General features: G+C 65.1%; 10 protein-coding genes. 3 read left to right on the top strand and 7 right to left on the bottom strand.

The window, feature by feature from the left end; all coding sequences use genetic code 11:
* Positions 1-13 precede the first annotated feature (13 nt).
* Complete coding sequence (locus KF886_20255) at positions 14-826, bottom strand: alpha/beta fold hydrolase (GenBank protein MBX3179693.1); 813 nt, start codon at positions 824-826, stop codon at positions 14-16.
* A gap of 472 nt (positions 827-1,298) precedes the next feature.
* Between KF886_20255 and KF886_20250 the strand changes: the two genes are divergently transcribed.
* Positions 1,299-1,850: a transposase gene (locus KF886_20250; GenBank protein MBX3179692.1), complete on the top strand. Its 552-nt coding sequence runs from the start codon at positions 1,299-1,301 to the stop codon at positions 1,848-1,850.
* 365 nt (positions 1,851-2,215) lie between these two features.
* Here the strand turns inward: KF886_20250 and KF886_20245 are convergent, their stop codons facing one another.
* Both KF886_20245 and KF886_20240 read right to left on the bottom strand, forming a co-directional pair.
* Positions 2,216-4,231, bottom strand: coding sequence for an FAD-dependent oxidoreductase (locus tag KF886_20245; GenBank protein ID MBX3179691.1), 2,016 nt, complete (start codon positions 4,229-4,231; stop codon positions 2,216-2,218).
* Complete coding sequence (locus KF886_20240; GenBank protein MBX3179690.1) at positions 4,228-5,643, bottom strand: sodium/solute symporter; 1,416 nt, start codon at positions 5,641-5,643, stop codon at positions 4,228-4,230. Before KF886_20240 ends, KF886_20245 begins: the two co-directional genes overlap by 4 nt.
* Before the next feature lie 372 nt (positions 5,644-6,015).
* On the opposite strand from KF886_20240, the gene KF886_20235 reads away from it, so the two are divergent.
* The gene (locus tag KF886_20235) at positions 6,016-6,783 is read left to right on the top strand and encodes a 4-hydroxy-2-oxovalerate aldolase (protein ID MBX3179689.1); all 768 of its coding nucleotides are present in this window, start codon (positions 6,016-6,018) and stop codon (positions 6,781-6,783) included.
* A gap of 36 nt (positions 6,784-6,819) precedes the next feature.
* Here KF886_20235 and KF886_20230 read toward each other — a convergent pair whose 3' ends face one another.
* The 4 genes from KF886_20230 to KF886_20215 all read right to left on the bottom strand — a co-directional run bounded on the left by KF886_20230 (position 6,820) and on the right by KF886_20215 (position 13,947).
* On the bottom strand, positions 6,820-7,689 hold the full coding sequence (locus KF886_20230; protein ID MBX3179688.1) for a hypothetical protein: 870 nt from the start codon (positions 7,687-7,689) through the stop codon (positions 6,820-6,822).
* 68 nt (positions 7,690-7,757) lie between these two features.
* The gene (locus tag KF886_20225) at positions 7,758-12,143 is read right to left on the bottom strand and encodes a protein kinase (GenBank protein ID MBX3179687.1); all 4,386 of its coding nucleotides are present in this window, start codon (positions 12,141-12,143) and stop codon (positions 7,758-7,760) included.
* 156 nt (positions 12,144-12,299) lie between these two features.
* On the bottom strand, positions 12,300-13,163 hold the full coding sequence (locus KF886_20220) for a phytanoyl-CoA dioxygenase family protein (GenBank protein ID MBX3179686.1): 864 nt from the start codon (positions 13,161-13,163) through the stop codon (positions 12,300-12,302).
* A gap of 34 nt (positions 13,164-13,197) precedes the next feature.
* Positions 13,198-13,947 (bottom strand): phytanoyl-CoA dioxygenase family protein, encoded by a 750-nt coding sequence (locus KF886_20215; GenBank protein MBX3179685.1) that lies wholly within the window; start codon positions 13,945-13,947, stop codon positions 13,198-13,200.
* 242 nt (positions 13,948-14,189) lie between these two features.
* Here KF886_20215 and KF886_20210 point away from each other — a divergent pair, with 242 nt between their 5' ends.
* Entirely contained in the window at positions 14,190-15,779 is a 1,590-nt protein-coding gene (locus tag KF886_20210; GenBank protein ID MBX3179684.1) for a Gfo/Idh/MocA family oxidoreductase, read from the top strand.
* Positions 15,780-15,881: the final 102 nt, after the last annotated feature.

Here is a 15,881-nt window from a genome sequence, read left to right as displayed (position 1 = left end):
GGGGGTCATGGGGTTATGGCGCATTTGAAGGCGACTTCAAAGTGATCGACGCCTCGAAAAAATCCGCCAGTGATTCGCGGAATTCCGGCGCGAAGAGGGTGGAATTGTGATCGTTGTTGGGGATGATGGTGGTCTGGGCGTCGGGCCGGGCTTCGGCGAGGCGCTCGACTTGTTCCACGGCGAAGTCTTCGCTGCCGGCGATGGCGAAGAGGGGCGCGGGGAGGTTGGCGACTTCTTCCTCGGTGAGTTGGAATTCCGGGAAGGCGTCGCTGCATGCTTCGAAGGCGCGCGGGTCGTAACCGGGATGCAGGAAGGGGACGACGAGATCATTCAGCACCTGGCCGAGTTGCTTTTCGGAGAAGTCGCGGTAGCCGCTGCCGCCGACCGCGAGGGCCTGGACGCGCTCGGGGTAGGTCGCGGCGAACTTGAGGCTGATCCAGCCGCCCATGGAGTAGCCCGCGAGGCTGGCGCGCTCGATCTGGAGGTGGTCGAGGAGGCGGCGGACATCTTCGACCATGTGGAGGCCGTAGCGGGCGGCGCCGAGGGGCTTGTCGCTGTTGCCGTGGCCGCGGCAGTCCAGGATGATGACCTGGAAATGCTGGGAAAGGAGCGCGGCGGTTCCGGGGAGCTCCCAGTGGATCGCGCCGTTGCCCTGAAAGCCGTGGACGAGCACGAGCGGTGGGCCCTCGCCGTGGACGCGGTAGGCGAGGGTCTGGTTGCCGGATTGGAAGAATTCGGGCGGGCTGCCGAGACAACCGGCGAGATTGAGGGCGGCCACGAGGGCGATGGCGGCGGGAATCGCGTGGGATGGTATGGAGTGGTTCATGGGGCGCTCCCTGGTTGGTATCTCGGCATGATGCCAGAATAAGAGGAGGATGCGCGAGTACGAGGGACGGGTGCGCATTGATTGGCGTGGTGTGGTGGTGTGAGTGGGCGTTGCTGGCGGGAGAGCGGCGTGCGGCGGAGGGGAGTGGGTATGCGCGCCTGTCCCGGTTGGGGTCGGGGGGAGGGGTGCAGTCCTTTTGGTTGGTGCGTGGCGCAAGTTGGCGACCCGGGCCGGGACATACCCCCGCGTTGTGGCGTGTGTGGGTTGGTTGGGGTGTTGTTGCGGGACGTTGGGTTGGTGTGGTCGGGTTGGGCGTTCTTGCGGCGGTACGTCCCTTGCACGGCGGTACGTCCCTTAATGGGTTGACATTCTTCCCGATGCGTTTTACTATCAATCCATGTCCAGGGAAGCTCGGGTGGTTATACCGGGGGCGCCGCATCACATTACGCACCGGGGAAACAATAAGCAGGACGTGTTCTTCGACGATGAGGATCGCGCGCATTACTTGCATCTGCTTGAACGGTATTGCGGTGAAGAGGGGCTGCGTGTCGTTGCGTACTGCCTGATGACGAACCATATTCACCTTGTGGGTATTCCGGAGCGCGCAGAAAGTCTCGGCCGGGCCATGAAGAAAACGCAACAGGAACATACCTTTTATATTAATGAGAAGTATGCCCGCTGTGGCCATCTCTGGCACGGGAGGTACTTTTCGTGCCCCATGGACCTGGATCATAGCGTTTGCGCCATGGGTTATGTGGAGCTGAATCCGGTTCGTGCGGGAATGGTTCGGTTTCCGTGGGAGTATGCGTGGTCGAGCTGTCGAGCGCACTGCGGAGAGTGGTCCGGCGATACATTGCTGGACCTGAAGCGCTGGTTTGGGCATTACACGGCTGCGGAGTGGCGGAATTCGCTGCTGGTCGAGATGGAGAATAAGGGGTTCCTGGAGCAGATCCGGCGTTATACGAGACGGGGTACGCCGCTTGGAAAGCATGAGTTTTTTCGCCGGCGGCTGGAGGGTGGCTAGGGACGGGGGGAGGGGTGCAGTCCTTTTGGTTGGTGCGTGGCGCAAGTTGGCGACCCGGGCCGGGACATACCCCCGCGTTGTGGCTTGTGTGGGTTGGTTGGGGTGTTGGCGCGGGACGTTGGGTTGGTGTGGTCGGGTTGGGCGTTCTTGCGGCGGTACGTCCCTTGTGCGCCTTTCCCGGTTGGGGTCGGCGGGAGGCGCGCAGTCGCCATGGTAAGGGAATGGGTGTGCTTGGCGACCCGGACCGGGACATACCCCCGCGTTGTGGCGTGTGTGGGTTGGTTGGGGTGTTGGCGCGGGACGTTGGGTTGGTGTGGTCGGGTTGGGCGTTCCTGCGGCGGTACGTCCCTTGCTGGGGATTCCCTCTATTCGTACACCCTCACTTCGCAGAGGCGGGCGTGGTTGAGGCCGTTGGTGGCGTGGATGGTGATGCGGATTGTCTGGAGGGGCGCGGGGTTGGGGAGAAGGTGGCGGCGGAGGCGCTGGTGGTTGTTGCGGATCTGGAGCAGGGTGTGGCGGGCGCTTCCGTCGAAGCCTTCAATGTCGTAGTCGCGGATGGTCTCGGGCTGGGGCTGGCCCCATAGCATTTTGGAGGCGGTATAGCCGTCGTGGTGGCTGAGGGTGAGGTGGCGGTGGAGGCCGGTGTCGAAGACGAGCTGGACTTCGCGGGGAGCGCAGGGCGCGTCGAAGGCGAGCTCGATCCAGGCGGGCGGGCCGGCGTCTGGGCCGGTCGTCCACCGGTGCGTTCCGGACGTGGCGGCGTCTGGATCGGACACTCTTCGGTGTGTGCCGGGCGGGCCGGCGTCTGGGCCGGTTGTCGACCGACGCGTTCCGGACATGGCGGCGTCTGGATCGGACATCCAGCGGTGCATGCCGGGCTGGCGGCGGTCCGGGGGCGCGCCGCGATCGCCGAAGACGCAGCGGGTCTGTCCGGAAACCACGGCGGTGGCGGGTCCTTCGGGCTGTTCGCTGGAGGCGGTTACGCGGGCGGTGCGCGCGCGGTCGAGCGGATCGGCGTTTTCGCGGCCGACCAGGAAGCAGTCATCGCGCAGGAGGCGCTGCTGGATCGCCCGCAGATTCTCGGGGGATTCGAGGAGGGCGTCCAGCGAGAGGCCGCGCGCGATGGCGTGGGCCGCGGCGGTTCCGACGCCCTGTCCCACGACGGCGCAGGTGGCCATGACGCGGGTGGAGGCGAAGGCGACGTGGGTGGCCGAGATATTGCGGCCGGCGAAGAGGAGGTTGCGCACGTTGGTCGAGACGCAGGCGCTGAGGGGAATGTCGTAGAGCCAGGGCACGGGGTGCTGCACACAGGGCTCGGTCTCGGGTGCGTCGATGCCTTCGGGCGGGTGGAGGTCGATAGACCAGCCGCCGTAGGCGATCGCGTCGGGGAATTCGCGGGAGGTCATGAGATCGTCTTGCGTGAGCACGTGCCTGCCAATGAAACGGCGGCTCTCCCGCTTGCCGGGGAGGAAGCCGAACCAGTCCAGCGCCCAGTGGGAGGCCTCGAAGGGGTCCGCGCCGGGCGGCGTGCCCGCTGGGCCGTTCTTGACGTGGTCCCAGATGCCGAGGACGATGGCGAGGAGCTCGTCGCGGATGGCTTCGTTGTCTTTGATCGTGTCGAGGGCGCCGCCGTACTCGGCCCACCAGTAGCCGTACTCGTGGGTGGGTTCTTCCTCGCCGGGGGTGGCGTAGAGGCGGAGCTTGAGGTCGTCGCGGGTGAACTTACGCGCCCACGGCGGGGCCGTGAAGGGCATGGGACGATCATGCTTCTTCGCCTGCATCAGGATGGTAGAGCCAAGGCGCTTGTTGTCCGCCGTTTCCTGCGCCAGGGACTCCCCGAAGGCTTCGCGGTCCTCGCGGCCCTCCATGAAGCGCGCGCCGGCCTCCACGCCCAGGCGTCCGTCCCCCGTGCAATCGATGAAGAGCCTGGCCTGGATGTAGAAGGCGTCCTCCGTACTCTGGCGTTCGGCGATTGCGGCGGCGATACGGCCGCCCTCCATCGCCACGCCGGTGACGGCGGTGTTCAGCAGCAGGGTGAGGTTGGGTTCCGCGCGGCACTTCTCGTAGAGGATGAGGTCGAACATGGACGCCGAGCGTTGCGGATTTCGGACGCAATTCTCCAGCCGGATCTCCTCGATGATGCCGCCTTCGCGGGCTTCCGTGCGGCCTTCCTCGCCCCGGTCGAAATGGCCGGTGCCGTTTGCGCCCACGATGTGCATGCGGACTTCGCTGGAGGCGTTGCCGCCGAGCACCGGGCGGTCCTGGCAGAGGATGACCCGGGCGCCGTTGCGCGCGGCGGCGATGGCGCAGGGGACGCCGGCCGGTCCGCCACCGGCGACGAGGATGTCGCACTCCAGCGGGTGGCGCTTCAGGGGGATCATGCGCTTGGGGAACCTTTAAGGGCGCTCCAGGCGCGGCAGGCGATATAGCCGGTGACGATGTTCACGATGATTGCCGACGGCGCGATCCACTGGAAGCTGATCGGGTCGTAGTTGGTGACGGGGTCGCGGCCGAAGAAGTAGCCCGAGAAGGCGATGGTGACGGCGGTGGCGGTGCAGCAGAACCAGCCGACCCAGACGCCGAAGGGATTCGAGCGCGGCACGAACAGGGCGAAGAAGAAGAGGCCGAAGATCGGCGTGACCAGGAGGTTGGCGGTTTTGTTGGTCACTTCGGTGATGTTGCCTTCGATATAGCCCATGAAGGAGCTGACGATCATGACGACGCCGCCGATGCTGAAGGCGAGGATCCGCGCTAGCATGACGTGGCCCGCTTCGGTTGCGGGCTTTTTATCGAAGCGGTCGAGGAGGTCGGTCATGACGACCGCGGTGATGGAATTGACGCCGGAATCGATGCTGGACATGGCGGCGGCGAACATGGCGGAGACGACCAGGCCGGACACGCCGATGGGGAGGTGGTGGCTGATGAAGCGGGGGTAGAGGTGATCCGCGTCGGACTTGAGGTTGAAGCCTTCCGGAAGGAGCTCGGGGTGGGCCTGGAAATAGCCCACGAGCGCGAAGCCCACGAGGAAGAGCGTGATGGTGATGCAGGTGTTGGCGGTGAGCTGGACGGCGAGCGCCTGCCGCGCGGCTTTGGCGTCGCGGGTGGCCATGAAGCGCTGCACGGAGACTTGATCGCCGCCGATGGTGCAGATGTACCACACCCAGATGCTGAGGACGGTGCCGAGGACGGTCAGGCGCGTGCCTGGGTCCAAGCTGATGATGGGCTGGATGTCCCAGTGGGGTTGCCATTCGGTGGGGAACCAGCCGAAACCGCCGATATTCACGGTGATCATGCCGATAACCAGGAGGGCGCCGCCGAAGAGGAGCACGGTCTGGACGAAGTCGGTGATCACGACGGCGCGGAGGCCGCCGAGGGAGGTATAGGTGACGGAGACGAAGCCGGTGACGAGGACGATCCACGGGATGGCGGATTCGTCGAGGCCCATCATGACGGACATGGCGCGGGCCATGAGGTAGACCAGGAGGGCCATCCAGACGAGGCGGAGCAGGAGGAACATGGCGACGCCGAGGAGGCGAATGGTCAGACCGAGCTTGGCCTCGAGGAGTTCGTAGGCGCTGGTGACGCGCTGGCGCATGTAGATGGGCAGCATGATATACGCCGCCACGGGATACACCAGCGGCAATGCGATGAGGGTGGTGATGTACAGGGGGCCCTTGCCGGCCACTTCGCCGGGGATGGAGAGGTAGGTGATGGTGCTCAGGAGCGTGGCGAAGAGAGACACGCCGATCAGCAGGGGGTGCATGCCGCCGCTGCCGATGAAATACTCCGACATGGTGTTCTGGCGGCGGCTGAAGTACCAGCCGAGGCCGATGGTCGACGCGGCGTAGCAGACGATAATGATCCAGTCGATGGCGGAGAGGCCGGTGTGGATCTCGGGTGGCGCGGCGGCCGCGGCGCCCTGGGCGAAGGCGGCGAACAGGGCGGCGAGCGCGCAGGCGTGGCGGCGGGAAAAAAATCGGGCGAGGGGGGCCGCGGAAAGGTTCACGTGTCGGTTTCCTCCGTGTCGCTGTACGCGCCGGCGTACGCAAACGGGGCCAGCCCATTCGGATCGGCGCGGGGGCGTGCGGTACTATAGCACGCTCCGCGCGGCGGGAAACAAGTTGTTATAACCATTGCCGCGCGCGCCAACCAGGAAAGACCCCCGATGCGATCCAGCAAGACCCTCGCAAAGCTCCGGGCGGGACAGCCCGTCCGCATGTGTGTTCTCGGCCATTTCATTCCGCCCTATGTGCATTTCGCGGCGCGCGCCGGCTTCGACTGCATCTGGCTGGACCTGGAGCACAAGCTGATTGACGAGCGGGAGGTGCAGGCGCTGCTGACGCATTTTCACCTGGCGGACATCGACTGCATGCTGCGTCCGCCGACGGTGGAGAAGACACGGCTCTACCGCTACCTGGAAGACGGTGCGTCGGGCCTGATGATCCCGCATGTTTCGACGGTGGCGCAGGCGGAGGCGCTGGTGAAGGCGGTTAAGTTCCCGCCGCTGGGGGATCGGGGGCTGGACGGGGTGGGCTTTGACAACCGCTACCAGATGACGGAGCCGGCGGCCTACGCTGAGGCGGCGAACCGGGAGACCTTTCTGGTGGTGCAGATCGAGACGCCGGAGGCGGTGAACAACGTGGAGGCGATCGCCGCGCTGAGCGGGATCAGCGGGCTCTTCGTGGGGATTGGCGATTTGGGCCTGCGCCTCGGCAAGTACAAAAACATGCCCTCACTCGACGATTGCATTGAGCGGGTCGCGGCGGCCGCCGCCCAATACGGGAAGGCCTGGGGCCTCCCCGTACGGACGGCGGAGCAGCTCAAGCAATATCACGACCAGGGCGCGCAACTCCTCGCGCACGGCAGCGAATACGGCGCGCTCAAGGGGATGATCGACGCGAGCGCCCGGAATTTTGACGCGGCGCTGGGGTGAGGGCTGGCGTAGATCGGAAATCGAGACAGGAATTGCTTAGTGGTAATCGCTTCCGAGACTACAGTAAGTCTTGCCGTCTTGTTCATAGTCATTACACCAGTCATCCGGATGATCGCATCCCCGGCATCCGCTGCCCGCACCAGCGCAGTAGCGGCTATTTCCGTCTGAGCCATCAGGTCCAATACCGTTTCCGGGTTTCGGACGGGTATCCTTCGGGCGATATTCCTTGAGCACGCACCGTTCCAGCGCTTTTCTTGCAGCCTTTCGCCGCCCGTCATAGTCGGCAGACCGATAGTGTCCGTACAAGTCCTCCATTTCCAGGTCCCCCAGTTTTGCCAAGAAGTATTCCAAGTCATTCTTTTCTGGATAATATTTGCGTGGCCGCCCCTCTTCGTGGGGTGGTTTGCGGCCTTTCTGAAATGTCAGGAACGGAACGCAAAAATGATACATCTGATCGCCATTGTCACCTTGCTTGATCTTATGTACATTCTCCAACTCAGAAATGATGAACTTCGCGAGTTTCATCTGCGGGGTTTCAATTTCGGCGTCAGGGTTGATGTAGAAGAGCTTTTTTAGTTTCAGTCTTGGATATCCGAGCCTGACCGCTTCGTCTCTAATTCTGACCAAGGCTCCATTCGTCCCGACAAGCCGACTCTTAACGATAGGATTGTTTTCCGTCGCGCCAACGTCAAGGTTAGGGGGTAACGCAGAGACATTATCAATTAGTGTGTCAAGAAGGGTCGAGGATGGCGGATTTGTCGGGGGCGTGTGCAAGTGGGTGTTATAGAGAGTGTTGTAAGGGATTCCCTTTAAAATGGCGCACATCAAGTTGATACTGCGCGAGCCGATAGTATCCGGTAAATCCGTTGCGGTAGTGGTTACCTTCTTGACGTCGAAATAAGTCACGGTGCATTCCTTTCTTAGATGTAGAGAAGAGTCTATATGCCTCTGTATGATCACTTGTAGTCACAGGTTCACGGTGAACCCATCACCACGTCCTCAACCTCAAACGATCCCCGCTGGATGCGGAGGCGTGTGTTGAATGTATTGTTGTTCTCCAGAAACGCGATGCCCTGGTCGATCTGGGCGGCGAGTTCCGGGAGGCTGGTGATGGTGGTTTCGTTGATGGCCATGAGGCGGGTGTTGGCCTGGAGGCCGGCTTCGCGGAGGAGGTTCTTGCGGACGGCTTCTCGCGGGGTGGGGACCTGGATGCCGGCGGGCGTTTCTTCTCCGGGGGGTGCTTCCCGCTTGGTAACCTGATCGAGGGTTGCGGCGTCGCGGTTGATGGTTTCGCGGGCGGCGTGGAGGAGTTCGAGGGCGCGGTCGCGGGCGAGGGTTATGTTGCGCGCGGATTGCCGGACGGGGAGGCCGACGATCTGGAAGCGGGTGAGCAGGCCGTCGCGAATAATGTCGAGGGTGAAGGCGCGGTTGCCGGCGGTGTAGCGTTCGGCGCCCTGGGCGTTGCCGGGGGTGAAGAACGCGGCGGGGGCGAGGTTGGCGATCGCGGTAATGGCGTCGCCCGCGCGGAGGTCGAGCGGGTGGGCGTTAGGGGGGGGCTCCTGGAGGATCCAGGCGGCGGCGTTATCCGCGCGCGCGCTGAAACGCTGGCGCAGGCCTTCGAGCAAACCCGCCACGCCGGGTGCGGGCATGTAGACGTTGATTTCGGAAGGCAGGGGCGCGGGATCGGCGAGGGGGGTGGCGGCGTCGCGGGTGTCGCGGTATGCGTCGAGCGCCGAATCGAGCGCGGCGGAATCTTGAATGGGCTGACCGCCCGCGTCCAGGAGGGGACGATACTCTCGCACGACGTTGTCGGGTCCTCCGGCAAGGATCTGGCCGGTCGGCGGGTGGAAATGGGTCCAGGTCCCGGGCATCGCCCCACCCGGGGGGAGTTCGGCGAGGTAAAGGCCCAGATGGCTGTCCCAAACGGTGATGCGGCCGGCGCCCGCCTGGGAAAGCAGGCGTCCGCCGTCACGGGTGAAGGACAGCGCGGTAATCTGGGGTGTTTGCACGGAGAGCACGTGTATCTCTATGCCGCTGGCAACGTCCCAGATGCGAATCGCGCCTCCGCGGCCGGCGGTGGCGACTTGCGTTCCGCCGGCGTTGAATGCGCAATGGTGTACGGCGTGGCCGTGCGGGATGATGAAACGGGGCTGTAGGGTTTCGCGGTCCCAGACGATAGCGGTCTCGTCGCGCGAGCCGGTGGCGAGGAGGGCGCCATCGGGCGAAAAGACGGCGGTATACACCGTGTCGGTGTGCCCTTCGAGGGTACCGAGCGGCGCGCCGTCGGCCACGCTCCAGATGCGCGCGGTATTGTCCCAGGAGGCGCTTACGAGCTCGGTTCCCGCCGCGTTGAAGGCCAGGCTGGAGATGTAGCCCGCGTGGCCGGGAAGGAGCCGAGGGCTCTGGGGGGCATCCAGGGGGATTATGGCGGGCAGAAAGCCATCCAGCGCGGTGGCGACCAGCGCGCCATGGCCGCTTATGGCCGAGGTCGCGCCGGCGGCCCGGGGGAGGCGCGCGCCGAGCAGGGGCGTGTTGCTGGTCAATTCGTGCACGGTCAATCCGGCGGATTCCGAGAGCAGGACCACTGATCCGTCGTCCGAGAGGCCCACGAGGCGGCTGCGCGCGGGGGCCTGGGCTCTGGGGGCCGTCAACGCGGATTCGGTCAGCGACCAGAAGCGGACGGTCCCATCCACGGAGCCGGTCAGCAGGAAGGTTCCCGAGGGTAGCAGGGTTGCGGTGGTGACGTTGTGGCGGTGCCCGCCGAATGCAAGCCGGGGGGAACCGGTTGCGGCGTCGAAGGCGGTGATGTGGCCACTTACCGCTATTGCGACGACGGTTTCGCCCGAAACATCGAGGCGGCAATCGTAGACGGGATGCATGAAGTTAAAGGTTTGCCGCTGCTCGCCCGTGGCTGTGTCCCAGAGCGTCACAAGGCCCGTGGACGTGCCGGTGAGGAGACGGTTTTGATCAGGGTAGAAGCTCGCGCGGGTTACGCCTGTTCCGGCGCGGATGCGGTTTGTTTCCCGCAAGTCGGGGCCACCCACGAAAACCAGATCGGCGCCATCGCCAACAATGGCGCCGGAACCGCCGGTCCAGAAGACGCGGCCCGAGAAATCGGAAGTGGCCTGAATGCCGCCGGTCTCCGCGTTGAGCAGTACGGGGGCGCCGCCTTCCGGGCAGGCGAGCACCGCCTGGCTATCCTCGGCGAAATCCAGCTGGTACACCGGGCGGTCGAAGGGGCCGGCTTCCCATCGCTGTTCGCCCGTTTCGAGGTCCCATGCGCGGACCAGCCGGTCTTCCGAGGCCGTAACGAGCGTCTCTCCGCCGGGTCTGAATACCGCCTGGTGCACGCGCATCGGGTGGGCGGCCCAGTCCCGAATGGCCGCGCCGGTCGCCGTATCGAAGAGGTGGACGCGCCCATCGTGCATCCAGATGGCGATGCGTTGCCCGTCCGGGCTGAATGTTCCGCTGGTGATCAGCGCATCGGGCAGGTTCCAGGTGTGGATGAGGTCGCGGGAGGCGCTGTCCCAGAGTTTCGCGGTCTGATCGCTGGAGACGGTAAGCACACGCGCGGCGTCGGGGGAGAGCAGGGCGAAGAGGTCGCGGTCGTGGGCGCGAATGCTTGCCCATTCCTGGCGGCACTGGGCGAGCAGGTGGCCCCATTCGATACCGCGGTAACGGGGGTCGGCGGCGAGGAGGGTGTCCTCGGCGGACTGGAACGTGTACTCGCGCAGGTAGGCGTCCGCCAGGCGGATGTCGGAGACGTATTTTCCCCGCGCGGTCTGTTCCTCGGCGCCTTCGGCGCGTTCGCGCTGTTCGTCGGCGACGATGCGCTGCTGCTCGGCGATGGCGCGCTGTTCGTCGGCCTGGATACGGGCGCGGGTTTCGGCGTTGCGGGCCTGGTAGATGTTGATGTAGGAGACGGTTCCAGTGGCGGCGATCACGAGGAGCATGGCGGCGGCGGCGCGGATGGCGGTCTGGTTGCGCTGGTAGAGGCGGCGCAGGAGATCGGCGGCGCGGTAGTGGTAGGCCTCGACGACGGCGCCTTCCAGGAACTGCTGGATGTCCCGGGCGAGTTCGTTTGCGGAGGGGTAGCGGTCCTTGAAGTGAAACTGGAGGGCTTTGTCGCAGATGGCGGCGAGTTCGGGGGGCGTGTCGGGCGCGGCTTTCCGCACGGGCGGCGCGGGGCCGGTGGCGACGCGGCGGATGGTGTCGAGGGAATTGCTCCAGGGGTGCGGCAGTTGGCCGGTAAGGATCTCGTAGAGGATGACGCCGAGGCTGTAGACGTCGGAGTACTGGGCGACGGCCGCCGCCTCGCCGCGGGCCTGTTCGGGGGCCATGTAGAGGGGCGTGCCCATGACCTCTTTGGAACGCGTGTGCGATTGTTCGAGGGCGCCTGAATCGAGCTTGAGGCGCGAGGCCGTCTTTCTCACGGAGTCTTTGCCGGCGTCGGGGGCGCCGAGTTTCTTGGCGAGCCCCCAGTCGAGCACGACGCATTCGCCGAACTGGCCCACCATGATGTTGGAGGGCTTGAGGTCGCGGTGGATGACGTCGCGTGAGTGGGCGTAGGCGACGGCCTCGCAGATGTCGAGGAAGAAGCGCAGGAGGGCGAGGCGGTCCTGGAGGGCCTTGCATGCGGCGATGGACGCGGCGAGGGTTTCACCGCGCACCAGTTTCATGGTGTAATACAGCTGGCCGTCGGTCCGGATGCCGAGCTCGTATACGGGGACGATGGCGGGGTGTTCGAGCTGGCCGGTGATTTGGGCTTCCTGGAGGAAGCGCGCCATCATGGCGGCGGACTGGCGCAACGGGCTTCCCGGGCTGTCCTTGGCCGGGATTCGCGAGAGGGTGCTGTCGGTGGGGCTTACGGCGCTGTGCGGCAGGAGCTCCTTGAGGATGATGTCGCGGCCGATCTGTTCGTCGTGGACGAGGAGGATCCGCCCGATGCCGCCGCGGGCGTATTCGGCTCCGCGGGTGTAGCGTCCGGCGGTCTCGGGCGCGATCTGGCGCGGGAGGCCGTGGGGGAGTTCATCGGCGGCGACCGTGTCGTCATCGCTCGTTTCCCAGCCCTTCTCGGTCTGGTGGACGGCGCGGGCGAAGGCTTCGCGCGCGGCGGGCGCGCCGCCGAAGGTGTCCAGGGCGGCGGCGATGTTGCCGTCGTGCGCGTGGACGATATTGTCGGTAATGCGGACGAGGAGGAGCTCGTCGTTTTCCTGGATGGCGCGCTTTTCGAGCAGGAAGTCGAGTAGGCGGGTGTCGGGGGCGGATTTGAGTTCGTGGGCGTACCAGGCGAGGGTGCCCGCGGAGACGAGCCGGAGCTGGTAGGCCAGGAGGCCGGCGAGGAGGTCGTAGTCTCGCATGGCGTAAATTGCCCTCTTACATGGAAGTATACTGAAGGCATAGTAGGGTAAAGGGCGCGATTTTGCAAGAAAAAAAATCGCGAACTGAGTCAGTTCGCGATTAATACAGGAAAGTGTTCGATAATCGGGCGCCGCCTGTCCGGTAATTGTTCGGTGTCAGGTTTCCGCCAGTAGCAGGGGAAAGAAAACGCCGGAGAGCGGCTCTCCCTTCGGGACGGGCGGGACGCCGGCGAGGAGGGGTTCGGCGGAATCGGAGTGGACTCCGTCGCGGACGGCGTTGAGCACGACGGCGCGGCGCGAACGCTCGGAACGGTTGTCGTAGGAGCCGTGCACGAGGAGGGGGTGATGAAAGGCGCATTCGCCGCGCTTGAGGGGAATGGGGATGGGCTGGAAGGCTTCGCGCTGCTCTTCGGTGAGGACGGTTTTTATCGCTTCCATATCGCCGGCGAGGCCGGTAATGGGGAGGAGGGGCCAGGTGTGGCTCCGCGGGACGTAGTAAAGGCAGCCGTTTTCCTCGTCGGCGTCGTCCAGTCCGATCCAGCAGGTGATGTGCCGCATGGGTTTGGTCCGGGTCCAGTAGGAGTAATCCTGGTGCCAGGCGACCACGCCGCCATGGCGTGCGGGCTTGCAGAAGAGCTGGTCGTGCCAGAAGCGCACGGGCCCGCCGAGGAGGTCGGCGGCGGGGCGGGTGAAGGCGGGATTCCAGAGGATGTCGTGGAATCCGGGGGAGACGCGCCACGCGCCGAGGGCGTGGAAGAGCACGGTTTCGGGGTTGGCCGATTCGTTGGAGTTGTATTCGTAGAAGAGGTGATTTCCCGGGTGGGCGGGGTCGGCCAGCGCGGCGAGTTCCTCGCAGAGGGCGTCGCACTGGGCGTCGGTCAGCACGCGAACCCCGGCGAGATAGCCGAGATCGTGGTACTGTGCGATTTGATCTTCACTCAGGCGGAACGCGTCCGGGCCGGCGTCGAGCTGTTCGCGGAACAGATCGCCGGCCGGTTCGTGCAGTTGAGCCAGATCCATGGAATGCGGTCTCCTTGTGGGGTGAACGTTTGCGTCAGGCCGCCCCGGGGGCGCCGGAGGCGATATCCGGCTCGCGGACGGAGCTCTCGTCGTCGGTGTCGGCCGTCACGCCGCGCTGGAAGATGAAACTGAGGGCGCGGCGCTGGCGGTGGCTACTTTCGTTCTTGCCGCTCCAGTGCACGATGAGCGCGCTGTGGACGAGCAGGTCGCCGGCGCGCGCGGAGCAGGGCACGAGGGTGCGGGGGTCCTTGCAGATGGCATCGTCGACCAGTCCCTGTTCGAAGCCAGTGACGCCGGTGGGCTGGTGCGGGAGCAGGCCGAGCACGTGGGAGCCGCGCACGTAGTACATGCAGCCGGTGTCTTCGTCGGCGTCGTCGAGCGCGAGCCAGAGCTCCACGGTTTCGGCCGCGTTGGTGTCGAAGTAGATCGCGTCCTGGTGGGGCGGGGTGGCGGTGTTGGCGCCGGGCGGCTTGTTGAAATACTGTACGTGGATGGGTCCGGCGGGCCCCTTGAGCACCGTTTCGGCGGCGAGCTTGAGGTGATCGTCCCGGGCGAGATCGTTGAAGAATTCGTCGTAGCGCTGGAGCTCGCGAACCTGGCGAATGCTCGCCGGGTTGGCGGGATCCTCCCGGACCACGTGATCCTCGGGCAGGTATTCGAGCTGGGTGTTCAGAAAGCGCTCCACCTCCCGGCGGATTTCGTTCATGCGCTGCGGGAGTATGAAGACGGGCAACGCGATGTAGCCGTCACGATCGAATATCGGCTGAATCGTGGTGGATTCCATGACACTCTCCCTTTTGGTTTTCCATACGATAGCGGTTTCGTTCGCGTGGTGCAAGGGGGGCTTTCAGGCTGGAGGCTTTAGGCTGGAGGCTTTAGGCTGTAGGCTGTAGGCTGTAGGCTTTAGGGCACGGTCAATCCGCCTGCGGCGGACAGGGCCGCTTGGCCGTGGCACACCCGGTGGGGGGCGGGGCAGTTGACAGTTGACAGTTGACAGTTGACAGTTGAGAGTTGACGGTTTGACAGTTGACAGCAGAGACGGCAGAGACGGCAGAGACGGCAGAGACGGCAGAGACGGCGGGGGCGGATGGGGCGGATGGGGCGGATGGGGCGGATGGGGCGGATGGGACGGATGGGACGGATGGGACGGATGGGACGGCGGGGGCGGATGGGGCGGATGGGGCGGATGGGACGGATGGGACGGATGGGGCGGATGGGGGAGTTGGGGCAGTTGGCCTTGGGTTGGAATGGGGCGGATTCCTGTGTAGACTCTGGCTGTGGTGGCGCTTGTGGTTTGCTGGCGCTTTTGAGGCGGCATTACGAGAGAATTTTTCCATGGCGGATACGCATCGCACTTTGAACATCACCATCAGCGGGACCGGTTTTGCGGGCGATTTTGTGGCGCGGAGTTTCGGGATGCTGCCCCATCGCAATGGGGTGGAACTGCGTCTGGCGGGGGTAAACTCGGGTCACCTGGGCAATGCGCAGCGTTTCGCGGAGCGTCACGGGGTGGGCCAGGCCTTTGCGTCGCACCGGGAGATGCTGGAGGCGGTGCGGCCGGATATTGACTGTATCGCGTGCGCGAACTACGCACACGCGCAGTATGTCGTGGAAGCGGCCGAGGCGGGCGTTTCGGTTATCGTGCTGGAGAAGCCGCCGTTGATCTGGCCCGGGTACGCCGAGGGGCGCACGGCGCCCGCCGGTATTCGGAAGGCGGAGTCCATGGTGGCGCTGGAGGCGGTGCTGCGGCAGGTGGCGGAGCGGGGCGTGCGGCTGCTTTATGCCGAAAACTTTGTGTACGTGGACGGGATGAAGGCGCTGGTGGAGATCATGCGCGAGGCGCAGCCCCACGGGAAGGGCCGTATTCTGATGCAGCACGGGATCTGCGCGCACCAGGGTTCCCACGCGCCGGATTACGACAATCCGGCGAAGTCCGGCGGCGGCGCGCTGTTCAATAAGGCGTGCCACCCGCTCGGACCGGCGCTGTACCTCAAGCAGGTCGAAGGATTGCTCCGCGAGGGACGCCCCATCCGCCCGGTGAAGGTTTCCGCGGTGACGCTCCAGGTGTTGAAGGGGCTGCCGGATGCGGCGGGCGAGCATTTTCGCGTCATGCAGCGGGTGGACGATTTTGCGCGGATGAGTGTGGTGTTCGAGGATGGGACGGTGGCCGAGTTGTATGGCTACGACTTGAGCATCAGCGGGATCCGGAACACCTTCTCGGCCATAGCGGATTTTGGCCAGTACGACATGCGCATCAACCCGAACGACGAGAACGAGCTTTTTCTCCCCGATGCGGCGCCGGCGGGGAATCTGCTGTTCCGTGAGAAGCTGCCGACGCCATTGGGGACATGTTTCCCGCGCCCGGGACAGTTTCACACCCACGGCTACGTCAACGAGATGGACGACGCCGTGGCGTGCGCGCTGGATGCCCGCCGCTACCCGCAGTCTGGCGCGCTTATGGCGTGGGATACGATGGCGGTGCTGATGGCGGGGTACGAGTCGGCGGAGCGGAATTCGGCGTTTGTGGACATTTCGGGGTATACGGGGGTGAATCCGGGGGGCGACGGGGCGCTGCCCGATCCGCGGTGTTTTGGGGCGGTGCTTCAGCGGGCCTGAGGCGCAACGCGCGGCGGGGGAGCGGGTATAATAGGTAGGGCGCTGTGCTTGTGTCCCCGGCGCAATCGGATGGCCGCGCAGAATTGGCTCAAGCCGAATGGG

The organism is Candidatus Hydrogenedentota bacterium (assembly GCA_019637335.1).
Classification (GTDB): Bacteria; Hydrogenedentota; Hydrogenedentia; order Hydrogenedentales; family JAEUWI01; genus JAEUWI01.
This window is presented reverse-complemented; position numbering and strand designations above follow the sequence as displayed.

Bases quoted from the DNA above. Each gene is read 5' to 3' on its own strand.
- KF886_20240 (MBX3179690.1), bottom strand. From the start codon at position 5,643: ATGTCGGAGTATTTCATCGGCAGCGGCGGCATGCACCCCCTGCTGATC.
- KF886_20245 (MBX3179691.1), bottom strand. From the start codon at position 4,231: ATGATCCCCCTGAAGCGCCACCCGCTGGAGTGCGACATCCTCGTCGCC.
- KF886_20215 (MBX3179685.1), bottom strand. From the start codon at position 13,947: ATGGAATCCACCACGATTCAGCCGATATTCGATCGTGACGGCTACATC.
- KF886_20225 (MBX3179687.1), bottom strand. From the start codon at position 12,143: ATGCGAGACTACGACCTCCTCGCCGGCCTCCTGGCCTACCAGCTCCGG.
- KF886_20220 (MBX3179686.1), bottom strand. From the start codon at position 13,163: ATGGATCTGGCTCAACTGCACGAACCGGCCGGCGATCTGTTCCGCGAA.
- KF886_20235 (MBX3179689.1), top strand. From the start codon at position 6,016: ATGCGATCCAGCAAGACCCTCGCAAAGCTCCGGGCGGGACAGCCCGTC.
- KF886_20255 (MBX3179693.1), bottom strand. From the start codon at position 826: ATGAACCACTCCATACCATCCCACGCGATTCCCGCCGCCATCGCCCTC.